Source organism: Pedobacter sp. KBW06 (assembly GCF_003852525.1).
Classification (GTDB): Bacteria; Bacteroidota; Bacteroidia; order Sphingobacteriales; family Sphingobacteriaceae; genus Pedobacter.
In genome coordinates, this window is sequence record NZ_QAJL01000001.1 from 1,322,547 (window position 1) to 1,334,971 (window position 12,425).

Consider the following 12,425-nt stretch of genomic DNA (forward strand, 5'->3'; position numbering starts at 1 on the left):
AATTTAATTAGGGATGATTAAATTAGTTGATTATGGCCGGTAGCAGTTTGGTAGCTGCTACCACTTTTTCTATCTTCGGGATATGAAATACATCGTCATCATGGCTTTCGTTTTAACGACGTTGAATGCCATTGCTCAGCAACCGACTTATAAATGGGAAGATGAGCTTTGCCTATATGAAGGTACATACGACACCAAAAAAGTCACAAAGGCTCAGCTCAAAGCCTGTTATCGCCTTGCCTTACAGAACGATTTCGATATCAATACCTCCCCGATGGTCTTTAAACCGGAAGACATTCAAAGCCGTCTGCAACCGGAAAAACTGGAAGAAGAATTCAGTACTAAAAATGAGGCGCTAAAAAAGCTCATAGTCCCCCAAACCCCTTTCTGGAAAGGGTTTAAAGCAGCAAAACTGAAAGAGCAGCAGCAGCGCTATGCCTTTAACCGCGCAGCTTTTAAGGCTTATAAAGACGTCAATGCTTTAAAAGAATACCAGTCAAAAAATGAAGCTGCACAACGCTATACGACAATATTATTGGCCGGCGGTAATACCCTGCTGGAGGAATGGAAGGAATTGAGAAAAAAAATGGCGGCAAGAAACGGTGATCCCGACCGGATTACCCGCGAGTATGAAGCCCGTCTTGCATCTCCCGAAAGATTGAATTACGCTTTTGTAGATGTGATGACTTTTGGATGGTTCAACAGTGCCAATGAAGGAATTGAACTCGCTGCCGATATTTACCCTCAGGAACTGGTAAATAAAGAATGGAAAAAGCTATTCATCAAAACAAAAACCATTCATTGTGATGAACCGTAATTATAAATGGTAAAATCAGAATAGAATTTCATTCTCGACTTCCAGCTGATCTTCAAAGAGTTTGCCAAGCTCAACAAGGTATTCGGTATCAAAAACGTCCGCCTGGCTGAGATTCTTTGCAAACAGGATACGGTCTAAGACGCTGACGGCACCATTTACCGGAAAAACCAATACCCTGCAGCCAAGGGCTTCAATTATTGAAGAAGCTTTGCTCCCTGATAAAATAGGATTCATTTCATACCCCCTGCCTGCACCCATCGCGATCAGTTCTATATTCCCATTCTTCAGCAGATCAACCACATGACCAGTTAAATCTCCCTGGCTAACCATACTGAAAACTATTGGTTTACGCTGATCCGTATCTATTAATGAAAACAACCTGCTGAGATGATGTTTAATTTTATTCATTTCCCCCTCGCAATGATCTTTCCAGGAATGATCCCCTTCTCCATGAAAAATACCCGGATAAAAAGTACTTACCGGAATGCCATAATCAGTGTAGAACAACAATATATTCACATGGAGTTTTACAGCCAACAGTGCGGCCTCCTCTGCTGCAATCAACGCATTTTTCGAAAAATCTGTCAATACAAGAATCGTTTTCATGGTCACAAACGTTAATTTTACACCTGGCAATTTCTTCAGAAAACAACCTCATTTTTATGTCTCCTACTGGACAAATCAGTGATGAAGATCATTGTTTAATCCCCACTTATTCACTAAATTGTAGTCATCCAATAAATCTTATACAAGATGGACAAATCCAATAGAATATCAAGAGCTTTTTACCAGCAATTAGCAAGACTATTTTATGCCATTGCGGCAACTGACGGCAAGGTAAGAAAAGAAGAGGAGGAGGAGCTGAAGAAAATTGTAAAAAATGAATGGCTCAGCTTTGACGCTTCCTTTGATGAGTATGGAATTGATTTTGTCTGCTACATTTCAATCACGTTCGACTGGTTACAGGAAAATGACTGGGGCATTAAACGGGCCATCTCCGACTTCAAAACTTACAGAGAAAGCAATAAAAATCTGTTTACCGATCCCATCAATCAACTGATCCTGAAAACAAGTGCAGCAATTACTTCGGCATTTGCAACGCAAAATAAATCTGAACTTGTATTGCTAAATAAGCTGAATATGGTACTGAATAACTAAAATGATAAAGGCAGGTACGCCGACCAAAACGCACCTGCCCTTATTTTCTTATTCTATGAGTACCCAGGTATAACTTTCCGGCTCCAGCGTACAGGTATATTCAATTTCATAATTCCTGTTCAGGGTATAGCTTTTTGCAGCCTTTCCCTTTTCCATCAGCTTTGCGACCGAAGTTAAACCAGTATAATAAAGCGGAACCTTGATGGTCCTGGTAATTTTCTCTTTTAATGGATTGTACAACATCAACATCCCTTTGTTTTTCAGCTTAGGGTTTACATGCAGTAAACCATCCCAATCTCTTCCATCTGCCCTGCGTAAATGGATAATCTCTGAATTCAGAATGTCACGGTATTTCTTATACCAGTCTATCACCCTGACTACGGTCAGCCTTGTATTTTCCGTATCGTACAACCTTGGGCCGCGGTAGCAGGCCTGAACGCCGGCACCATAGTACTGCATCATCAATTGCTCGTAGTCTTTAAGGTGGTCTTTTAAGGGTTCCAATACCGCCTCAGGTCCTCCGCCCTGATATTTAGTAAGGGGAACAAAGCCCCAGCTCATGGAAGCGGTCTTTTCCCAGGTGCCGTCAAAGATATTCTGACGGTTCAGGATCAGTTGGTTTTCTCTTGGCAAAGAGAAATTCACTTCCCGGTAGCCAATTCCGATTTTATGCGTCCCATCGAGAAAGTACCAGTCGGGCGCATTGATATAGACCCCTTTCCCATTTAACCAGTGGTATAATTCTTTCTGAATCGTGATCTGCTTCCATTGAGAATCTTCCAATCCCTGGTGTCCCGGATGACTGGTAGAAGCGCAGACATCACCGGGATAGGGCCCGTCATTTTCCCAAATATCAAAACCTGTTTTCGAATAAAAGGCCTTGATCTTATCCCGGTATCCCAATCCCCACTTACTGCCAAAACATGGTGCATTGCCAAAAAAGGCACCTCCGGGTTTACCTGTTTTGGGATTAATGACATCATCTTCATCACTGATCCTGCGGGAGCTGAAAAGGGAATAACTGCCGATAAAAACCTTTTTCTGATGTGCATAGTCGGCAAGGTCTTTCCATCGCTTAATGTTTGTAGCGCTGGTATCTTCCACATTACAATGACTGCCAAAACTCAGGATGAGTGCTTCGTAACCTGTTGCCGCACACTGGTCTACGGCACTCCGTACTTCGTCATCGTTCTTGCTCACCAGGTGCATAAATATCGGGTTTGCTGTTGTCCAGGGTGCAATGGTATTGTACATTTTTCGGATAGCAAGGCCTCTCCGCTCCCGGTCATAGCTGTCCATCAATAGTTCACAACTGCGTATAGATTGATAAGTTTCTCCTTTTTTCAAATCGATTCCAGATACCTTATCAGGATAGATTTCCAGCAAACAAGGTGTTTGATAATCGTAATTGACCTGTGAGGTGTAGGTAGAATCTACTTTCCAATGGGTGGTCTGATCACTCAGGTCATACCTCATGGCATTGTTAAACGCATAGTTACTTTCCACATAAATGCCCTGAGGGTTTGCCATTTTATCGACTCCTCCCACTACTGCACTTTGTTCCTCTACCATGCCCAGGATTTCGTTCACCACACGGTTTACTTTAAAAGTCTGATCTCCGGTATTATGAATAGAAAGCGATTTTACAATTAAAGGAAGGCCATCATACAGCTCATAGTTTACGCTGATTTCCAAACCGGACAATTGAGCCGCAACGGCACGGTAATGAAAGGAAAGCACTTTCCCGCTGGCCTGCTTATGATTTGATGCCCAGAATTTACTCTTCCAGTTTAACTGTGAACGGATTGGATTGACTTCAAAATTAATCATCTTAAAATCCTGATCACCCGGAGTAAAACGGTCCAGCCATTCCGGTAAGATGTAAGCGTTCTCTTTCTGCCCGATCAGGCCACCAATGTGGTAATCTTTTCCATTGATGTTGATCCTCGCTTCTGGTTTTACTGACCTCAGCAATTGCTGCCCGTTTACCTGGTTCAGGTAATCAATACAGACTACATTGGGTTCAATTCTGAATGTACGCTTCACAAGACCATTGTCAAGCGTGACTTCTTTCTTTGTGTCCTTTACTTTAACAGTTGCGGTATACTCAGTTGCGTTTAACAACCAATCTTTTTTTACCACTTTCTGCGCCAGCAAAACTGAAGTAGAGCTGATCATACCAAAACCGATCAGGGATAAACCAAGCCGGATCTGTTTAATGTTGATTTTTTTCATTCGTGTTTATTTGTGTGTTTGTTGGTTAAGCAGCTGGCATAGCTATACGCCAGCTGCTGTGGTTTCTTGTTTTAAAAATAATACTTTTTAACTACTGGACGGTAATGTCCCTGCTTAAACTCTTATCGGCTACAGTTACCGTAACCTTAGCATTGGTATTGCCGAATTTGATGGTCACCTTTGATGTTCCTTGTCCACCTGATATCGTGGCATCTCCGGTTACCTCCCATACATAAGTACCATTGATGTAATAGGTAGCAAAATCAACACTGTTATTTTTCTTTACTTCTGCCGGACCTGATATGACAAGTGTCTTAGGCGCTTCGTATCCGCCTTCTTCATAATTTTTTTTACAGGCTCCCAGACTTAGGGTCACCAGGAGTAACATTGCTATGAATAGATTTTTCATGAGTTGTTTAGTTTATACAAATAATCGTTTAATAACCAGCATTTTGAGTCAGATTCTTATTCAAATCCCTTTCCTGTTGGGGAATCGGCCACAGGTATCTGAATTCTCCCCAATTACTGATGATCCAGTTGACACCAGGATTGCCAAGGTGTTTGTTTTCCAATGCGGATTTCAACGTCTTCCAGCGTAACAGATCTTCGAACCTTACCGACTCTCCGGCCAGCTCTACCCTGCGTTCATGACGGATTTTATTCCTCATTTCTTCTTTTGTTAAACCAGCAGGAAGGTCAGGATTGCTGATCCCTGCACGCCTGCGGATTTCTTTGATCGCTGCATATACGGACGGGTCCGGGCCAACGGCCTCATTTTGTGCTTCCGCATAGGATAAATAAGCTTCTGCATTTCTGAGTACGATCCAGTTATAAGGAATCGTTCCTTTTGGCAACGTATTGAGGACGGCACTTGAAATGGTATATTTCTTCCAGCCATACATCGTTGCCGTCCAGGTCCTTTTCCATGGGATTCCAAAATAATCAGAACCTTCATAATTGATAGTGGCCGCCAAGCGGGGATCTCTGTTCTGATACTGTGTCAGGTCTGTCCTCACATCTCTGGCTCCGAGTACAAAAGGAGTACCATCGGCATTGTCATATTCATTGACAAGGTTTTGCAGGACCTGGCCCCAGTTCCAGCCTCCGGGAGCAGTGGTGGCTTCACCATTATCCGTATATCTGGTATTGATTTGAGAACCAAAATCTCCCGCACTGTTGCCCCATTGAATCTCAAACAGGGATTCTCCCAGATTTTCGGTCCCCGGCTTATTAAAGAGGTCGCTATAGCTGTTATTCAATCCATAATTCAGGTCTAAACAGGCTCTTGCCGATGCTGCAGCGGCGGTCCACATTTGATTGGACATTTCTACCCTCGCCTTTAACACCAATGCTGCACCTTTCTTTACCCGCCCAATATCTACTCCCGTATATTCTTTTGGAAGATACTGTGCAGCAAAGTTCAGGTCATCAAAAACAACCTTTAAGACCTCTGCTTTATTCGATCTTGAGGGCAGGAGCACATCTTCCGAAGGTAATTTCAGCATGAGTGGAACATCCCCGTACCGCATCAGCAAACGCTGGTACATAAAAGCCCGGAAAAAGCGGCATTCTGCCAGCAACCTGTTCTTCAAAGTTTCATCCATCTCAATGGCCGGGATTTTTGCAATAGCAACATTTGCCCTGGCAATGGTCGCATAGGAAGCGTTCCAGACCCTTCTCACATAACTGTTGCTGCCCAATGCCGTTTCAATCCCACTGGCCACTCCACCGTATAGTGCTGGTGAGCCTTCGCTATCCCATCTTTCGTCGTCTGTCAATACACTTTCCCAGATATACACCCAGCCAAAGTTATCTTTACGATACATGGTGCCATACACCGAGTTGGTGCCTAAAACAGCATCATTAGCCGTTTTATAGAAATTCTCCTCATTAACATTGTTCGGATCCTTTACATTAAGCAGGTCCTTTTTACATCCCCAGGAATTGACTGCAAGGATGATGAGTAATATGTTGATATAGTAAGTTTTCATCTGTTTCTGATTATTTTTAGCGGTAATGAAGCTTGCGGTGCAGGTTTCATCTTCAATAGTTTTTTCCCTTAATTCCATTAAAAAGTAACATTCAAGCCCAGCGTATACGTTCTTGCCTGGGGATAGTTGATCGTCTCCCTGCCAAAAGCCCCGCTTTGTTCAGGATCAAGCCCATAGTATTTGGTAAAAGTCAGCAGGTTATCCGCTCCCGCATAAACCCTTAAAGCTGAAATCTTCAGCTTACCAAGCAAAGATGAGGGAAGGGTATATCCAAGTTCCACATGCCTTAACCGGATGTAGGAAGCATTCTGCACGTAATAAGAAGAAACCGTATTGGCCAGGTATTCACTTCCTGCAATTAGCCTTGGGTGCTGGTTAGAAGTCCCCTCCCCATGCCACCTGTTCAGTGCATAGGCATAATTGTTATTGTTCTGCAGGTAGTACTCAAAGTAACCATAGCCATACTGCAGGAAATCCTTTTTCAGGTCTCCCTGAAATAAGAAGTTGAAGTCAAAGTTTTTGTAGTTCAATCCGCCAGACAAGCCCAAAGTATACTTTGGAATGCTGTTACCGAGAATGGTACGGTCGTTTTCATCGACCTTTCCGTCACCGTCGGTATCCAGAAACCTGAGATCGCCGGGCTGGTCATTGATCCGGTGCGGGTTAGCGGCAATTTCAGCAGCATTCTGCCAGACCCCGATGGCTTTAAATCCGTAAATGGAATTAAAGGATTCGCCAATCTGATTTACGGCCTCTCCTGCTCCTCCGACAATCTGTTTATCGGTCAATCCATTAAATCTCAGCAATTCGTTTTTATTGTAAGAACCGCTAAAGCTGAGGTTATAGCCCAGGTCCGTATTGATCTTATCTTTCCAGCTGACAAACAATTCCAGTCCCCCGTTTTTCAGAATTCCGACATTTTGCACCTGTGTTCCCAGAATCCCCTGATCATCAGAAATCCCTGTGGTGGCTGGGATACTCACCTGTGTCAACAGGTCTTCAGATTTTCTTTGGTACGCATCAACCGTAACATTTAAACGCTGGTTAAACAGGGCCAGGTCCAATCCGATGTTCAGGAGCTTATTGGTCTCCCATCTGATGTTCTTATTGGGCAAAGAATTTAAAGAGCCGATCTGTGCTGCATTGTTATTAAACACATATCCATCTTCAATGATGACATTGGAATTGTAGGTAAAATCAGGAATAACACTGTTTCCGGTCAGGCCATAGCTGGCCCTTAACTTCAAATCGTCAACTATTGTTTTCAACGGACTGAAGAAATCCTCTGCCGAGATTCGCCATCCCAGGGAAGCAGAAGGGAAAAATCCCCATCGGTTACTGGGAGCAAATTTTGAAGAGCCGTCTCTTCTCGCTACAGCCTCTATCAGGTATTTCCCTTTGTAATCGTAATTAACACGTCCAAAAAAAGAACGTATGGCATTGATTCCCGGAACATTCCCACCTGCATCCCGATGAGAAACGGTCACTCCTGTAGTTGCATTTACCCCGATATTCAGAAAATCATTGGTAGGATATCCCCCTACACGTGTGGTATAAAGCACATCTGATTTTTTCTGCTGTTCTTCATATCCCAGAACTGCCTTAATAGTATGGTCTTCGTTTAAGGTTTTGTTAAATTCCAGCGTATTGGTGATCAGGTAGCGGTCACTCTCTCTGTAAGTTTCCCTAAAGGTTCTGTTGGCTGGTAAACGGCCGGCAGAAGGAACAAGTTCCCCCTCATAATTCCTAAACTCATAACTTGGATCAAAAGTCTTATTCAGGAAAGTGGAGCGCTCATAAGTGACATTGGAACGGAGCTTTAGAGAAGGTAAAAACTTATATTCTGCATAGGCAGTGGCCAGGAGAAAGTTGGTCGGTGCATTATTGGTATAACCAAGGCTAAGTTCCCGCTCCGCAACAGGATTCAATCCCGTAGTTACCGAGCCGGAAGGATCGTTTTTACTGTACACGCCCGGCCTGCCGTCGGGAGTCTTAAAAGGGATCGTTGGAGAGAAGACGGTGGCATTGGTAAAACTGGCACCCCCCTGATTTTTACTGAAGGTATACTGTGCCTGCATTCCCATACTGAATTTCTCGCCAACCTGGGCGTCCAGTTTTGTTCTCAGGTTTAACCTTTTATACCAGGAATGGATCGCAATTCCTTTCTCGTCCAGGTAATTGGCAGAAACCAGGTAATTTACTTTCGGAGCACCGCCTGAAACGCCAATATAATGTTCCTGGCGGATTCCTGTCTGCAGTATTTTATCCCTCCAGTCTGTTCCTTCTCCCATGTTCCGGATCTGATCATCACTAAACAAGGGCATTCTTCCGGAGTTAATTCTGGCTTCATTCTGCAGTAAAGCGTATTCCTTTGCATTTAGCAATCTGGGCATATTGGCCGCCTCGTTAAAGCCCGATTTATAGGAATAATTGAGTCTGGCCTCTCCTTTTTTTCCGCTTTTAGTGGTGACCATAATCACGCCATTGGCCCCATTGGAGCCGTAAATCGCGGCAGCAGAGGCATCTTTTAAGATCGTAACCGTTTCTACTTCATCGGGGCTGATTAAATCAAGACTTCCTGCAGGTACACCGTCAATCACAATTAGAGGAGCGTTGTCGATGAAGGAGCCAACACCACGGATATTAATGGAAACCTTTGCTCCCGGCGCACCACCATCTCTATAAATCTGGACCCCGGCTGCGCGTCCCTGTATTGCCTGACCAATCCCGGTACTGCTCTGCCCCTTAAAATCTTTTGCGTCAATTTGCGTCACGGCAGCCGTCAGGTTTGCCCTTTTCTGAGCGCCATACCCCACCACAACCAGCTGTGCAAGCTCTGCCACATTTTCTTTGAGTTCTGCGTTTACAGCCAGTTGTTGTCCGGAACCGACCGTAATCTCCTTTATTAACTTTTCAAACCCTATGCTGCTAAAAGAAATTTTATAATTCCCTTCGGGTACCGCAGGGAAACGGTAATTCCCGTTATTGTCTGTGATCAGGGTTTTAGACCAGGTTCCATTTTCTATTTTGATGGTTACCCCTGGTAAGGGCTCTCCTTTTTTGGGTTCTTTGACTTGCCCGAAAACACTACCATCGGCATATCCGGTAAAAGACAATTTGATCGGCTCTTTAGGTTTCACAATGATCGTCCTGTCGGTGATGCTATAAGTTAAGGCCCGTCCTTCCAGACATTTACCCATTACTTCATCCAGCGAAGTATTGGAAAAGTCCACACTAATCTTCGTGGAGGTATTGAGCATCTTCCCGGAAACAAGAATGTTGTACCCCGTCTGACGCGTGATTTCCCGGAACACCCGTTCCAAAGAAGTATTCCGTTCTTTAAAAGACACCCTTTGGGCCTTCCCCGAAATGGCACTCACTTGCATAATAACAGCAATCAATAAAATAGCTGTAAGTTTCATAACCAGCAGAAATTTAGTCATGTAGGTGGAACACCCACAATATTTTTTAGTATAATTTTTATACATTTGATTGTTTGGTTTAAGTTGATGGAATTGTTCGTACAATAAGAAATTGATTATAACCAGGCATTTACAGGACCAGGAGGGCAATCCGGGTTCTGTTTTTTTTGTTATAACCAGGCTTAAAATCAGGGTGATCTTTCGTGGTTCATATCCGGTTTTTTATTTGGTTAAATATTTGGTTTTGTTTGGTTGATTCGAATTGATAGTGCGGAGGAACTATGGCATCGCCGTGACGACATTTCCCTCTATCCTGAAATGTATATCCCCTGTCGTCTCCAGCATTTTGAGCAATTTGGAAATCTTTTCAGTTCTTGATATCGTTCCCCAGTAGGTATTCTTTTTTAGGTCTTCGTTTGCATACCGGACTTCTACGTTATACCATCTCGACACTTTTTTCATAATACTTTCCAGCGCTTCGTTGTTAAACATAAATTTGCCTTCTTTCCAGGCGACGACATCACTGGTTTCCACAGGGATCACACTGAGTTCTTCTCCGGAAAGCACTGATTGCTGATTAGGCTTAAGTATCCGTGATGCAGGATGTGCAGCGCTTTTATCTTCTTTAGCCAGTGGCGAAACCGAAACCGCCCCTTCCAGCAAAGTAGTTTTAACGCTAGCTTCATCGGCATAGGCATTCACATCGAAGTGAGTACCCAATACTTCTACGGTTTGTCTGTTGGTTTTTACGATAAAAGGTTTGGCTTTATTCCTCGCGACTTCAAAATAAGCCTGTCCGCTGAGTACCACCATACGTTGGTTGGCCTCATCAAATGATACGGGAAACTTAATCGATGAGGAAGCGTTTAACCAGACTTTAGAACCATCCTGAAGTATGATTTGGTGTTGTCCTCCGCGAGGGGTTTCTACGGTATTATACGTGGAAATACCTGCAGTGGAAAGAGCGGGATCAAGCACCTTATACACCAGTTGTCCGTCGGCAGTTTTAGCAATACTGATTCCGGTTTGTTTGGCCAGTTCTCCATCGGAAACATCTGTCAAACTGATTTTCTTTCCGTTTGCTAAAGTCAGGATTGCCTTATTGTTTCCCGGGAGTACATCCTGCGCATAGGCGGCAGCTTCATGTTTTAAAGAATTTCTGTTTTTCAGATGATAAAATAATCCGGCGCTGCAGACAAGGAGCACAGAAGCGGCAACGGCAATACGTTGCCACAACACACGTCGTTTATTTTTTTCCAGTGCTGATTTTTGTGTTTTGATTTTTGTCAGGATCTCATTTCTGGTCTGCGCGTAGTCCGGCATCGGGGGTTCTTCCAGCGCTTTAAACTCCTGGTTATACCAGCTTTCGAATTGCGCAGTCTCTTCGGCAGAGCATGTTCCTGCCAGGTATTTATTCCATAAATCACGCGCCTGCTGATTGTCCATAAAGATTGGGTATTTTGGTCTTATGGTTAAGACAGGTCAGCGAACAATAAGTACCATGCGGATTGAAAAAAAATCAGGGATGGAGAAAAAGATAGATCAGAGCCAGTCCGCCGAACTTTAGTTTAAGGATTTTTAAAGCCTTGCTGATTTGATTTTTTACGGTACTATCGGCCAGGCCCAGCTGTTCCCCAATCTCTTTATAGGAGAGGTTTGACTTTCTGCTCAGTTCAAATACTTCCCGCATTTTCTCGGGTAAAGCGGCGATTTCTTTTTCAATCAATGCGGCAAGCTCGTTTTCCCGGACACGGTTGTCGGTGGTATACTCGCCATTGCGCAGAAAATTTCCAAGAGAAGAAATGTATTTTTCTTTAATCTTCCCATGATCCAGGTAATTCAGGATTCGGTTACGGACCGCAGCATACAGGTAAGCAGATAGTGAAGAGCTGAGTTCCAGCTCAGCACCTTTTGTCCACAGGTTAACGAATATTTCCTGTATAATGTCACTTACCTCATCGTCATTATACAGAATTTTACGGGCATGGCGGTATAAAATACCCCAGTACCGATCGTAGATCTCCGTAAATGCATCGTCATTCCCCGACTTCAAAAGGGAGATCAGTTGCTGATCTGTGCAAGACTGGTATATTGACATTTTAAATTCCCCATGATAAATGTATTGATTATATCATAAAAAACAAGAATAGCCCCCACAGGAGTACCGCTTAGATATAAAATCTGTTTTTTTATGTACTGAATTGCAAAAGACAGGGTACTTTTGCAGCTGAGGTATAAAGTAATCAGGTTATGATAGAAGAAGTGATACTGGTAAACACCAGCGATGAGGTGATAGGAACGATGCCAAAACTGGAAGCACACCTGCATGGCAAACTTCACAGGGCATTTTCTATTTTCATTTTTAACACGTCAAGGCAACTGTTATTACAGCAACGTGCTTTTGACAAATACCATTCTCCAGGCGAATGGACCAATACCTGCTGTAGTCACCCCAGGCCGGGAGAGGAAACTGCTGACGCAACTGTAAGGAGGTTACAGGAAGAAATGGGGATGGAATGTAAAATGGAACCGGTTTTTAGCTTCCATTATAGAGCTGAAGTTGGGGATGGCCTGATAGAAAATGAATATGATCATGTGTACTTCGGAACAAGCGACATCCTGCCACAGCCCAATTCGGAAGAGGTCAGTGCTTTCAGATATGTAGATATGGATGAATTAAAAGCCGACCTGACTGAACATCCTGAAAACTATACCGCATGGCTAAAAATATCTTTTGAACAGGTCCTGTTTCATTACCATAAAATGTTTGCTAAGGAATTTTAGTAGATTTGTTCCTATAAA

General features: G+C 43.4%; 10 protein-coding genes. 3 read left to right on the top strand and 7 right to left on the bottom strand.

Annotation, left to right across the window (positions count from 1 at the left end):
• Positions 1 to 82: 82 nt before the first annotated feature.
• On the top strand, positions 83 to 817 hold the full coding sequence (locus tag DBR43_RS05160) for a hypothetical protein (RefSeq protein ID WP_124578551.1): 735 nt from the start codon (positions 83 to 85) through the stop codon (positions 815 to 817).
• A 15-nt stretch (positions 818 to 832) separates the two neighbouring features.
• Here DBR43_RS05160 and DBR43_RS05165 read toward each other — a convergent pair whose 3' ends face one another.
• Entirely contained in the window at positions 833 to 1,423 is a 591-nt protein-coding gene (locus tag DBR43_RS05165) for a universal stress protein (protein WP_124578553.1), read from the bottom strand.
• A gap of 147 nt (positions 1,424 to 1,570) precedes the next feature.
• Between DBR43_RS05165 and DBR43_RS05170 the strand changes: the two genes are divergently transcribed.
• Positions 1,571 to 1,975, top strand: a complete 405-nt coding sequence (locus DBR43_RS05170) for a hypothetical protein (protein ID WP_124578555.1) — start codon at positions 1,571 to 1,573, stop codon at positions 1,973 to 1,975.
• Between the two features lie 48 nt (positions 1,976 to 2,023).
• Here the strand turns inward: DBR43_RS05170 and DBR43_RS05175 are convergent, their stop codons facing one another.
• The 6 genes from DBR43_RS05175 to DBR43_RS05200 all read right to left on the bottom strand — a co-directional run bounded on the left by DBR43_RS05175 (position 2,024) and on the right by DBR43_RS05200 (position 11,721).
• Entirely contained in the window at positions 2,024 to 4,210 is a 2,187-nt protein-coding gene (locus tag DBR43_RS05175) for an alpha-galactosidase (protein ID WP_124578557.1), read from the bottom strand.
• 91 nt (positions 4,211 to 4,301) lie between these two features.
• Positions 4,302 to 4,619, bottom strand: coding sequence for a hypothetical protein (locus tag DBR43_RS05180; protein WP_124578559.1), 318 nt, complete (start codon positions 4,617 to 4,619; stop codon positions 4,302 to 4,304).
• Positions 4,620 to 4,647: 28 nt separating this feature from the next.
• The gene (locus DBR43_RS05185; RefSeq protein ID WP_158622432.1) at positions 4,648 to 6,201 is read right to left on the bottom strand and encodes a RagB/SusD family nutrient uptake outer membrane protein; all 1,554 of its coding nucleotides are present in this window, start codon (positions 6,199 to 6,201) and stop codon (positions 4,648 to 4,650) included.
• 77 nt (positions 6,202 to 6,278) lie between these two features.
• On the bottom strand, positions 6,279 to 9,623 hold the full coding sequence (locus DBR43_RS05190) for a TonB-dependent receptor (protein ID WP_158622433.1): 3,345 nt from the start codon (positions 9,621 to 9,623) through the stop codon (positions 6,279 to 6,281).
• A 279-nt stretch (positions 9,624 to 9,902) separates the two neighbouring features.
• Positions 9,903 to 11,069: a FecR family protein gene (locus DBR43_RS05195; protein WP_124578565.1), complete on the bottom strand. Its 1,167-nt coding sequence runs from the start codon at positions 11,067 to 11,069 to the stop codon at positions 9,903 to 9,905.
• A gap of 73 nt (positions 11,070 to 11,142) precedes the next feature.
• Positions 11,143 to 11,721 (bottom strand): RNA polymerase sigma factor, encoded by a 579-nt coding sequence (locus tag DBR43_RS05200; RefSeq protein WP_124578567.1) that lies wholly within the window; start codon positions 11,719 to 11,721, stop codon positions 11,143 to 11,145.
• A 152-nt stretch (positions 11,722 to 11,873) separates the two neighbouring features.
• On the opposite strand from DBR43_RS05200, the gene idi reads away from it, so the two are divergent.
• Positions 11,874 to 12,407 (top strand): isopentenyl-diphosphate Delta-isomerase, encoded by a 534-nt coding sequence (gene idi / locus DBR43_RS05205; RefSeq protein ID WP_124578569.1) that lies wholly within the window; start codon positions 11,874 to 11,876, stop codon positions 12,405 to 12,407.
• Positions 12,408 to 12,425 lie beyond the last annotated feature (18 nt).

Excerpts from the sequence above, each read along its gene's own strand:
- DBR43_RS05165 (WP_124578553.1), bottom strand. The coding sequence starts at position 1,423 with ATGAAAACGATTCTTGTATTGACAGATTTTTCGAAAAATGCGTTGATT.
- idi (WP_124578569.1), top strand. The coding sequence starts at position 11,874 with ATGATAGAAGAAGTGATACTGGTAAACACCAGCGATGAGGTGATAGGA.
- DBR43_RS05195 (WP_124578565.1), bottom strand. The coding sequence starts at position 11,069 with ATGGACAATCAGCAGGCGCGTGATTTATGGAATAAATACCTGGCAGGA.
- DBR43_RS05170 (WP_124578555.1), top strand. The coding sequence starts at position 1,571 with ATGGACAAATCCAATAGAATATCAAGAGCTTTTTACCAGCAATTAGCA.
- DBR43_RS05180 (WP_124578559.1), bottom strand. The coding sequence starts at position 4,619 with ATGAAAAATCTATTCATAGCAATGTTACTCCTGGTGACCCTAAGTCTG.
- DBR43_RS05190 (WP_158622433.1), bottom strand. The coding sequence starts at position 9,623 with ATGAAACTTACAGCTATTTTATTGATTGCTGTTATTATGCAAGTGAGT.
- DBR43_RS05185 (WP_158622432.1), bottom strand. The coding sequence starts at position 6,201 with ATGAAAACTTACTATATCAACATATTACTCATCATCCTTGCAGTCAAT.
- DBR43_RS05200 (WP_124578567.1), bottom strand. The coding sequence starts at position 11,721 with ATGTCAATATACCAGTCTTGCACAGATCAGCAACTGATCTCCCTTTTG.
- DBR43_RS05160 (WP_124578551.1), top strand. The coding sequence starts at position 83 with ATGAAATACATCGTCATCATGGCTTTCGTTTTAACGACGTTGAATGCC.
- DBR43_RS05175 (WP_124578557.1), bottom strand. The coding sequence starts at position 4,210 with ATGAAAAAAATCAACATTAAACAGATCCGGCTTGGTTTATCCCTGATC.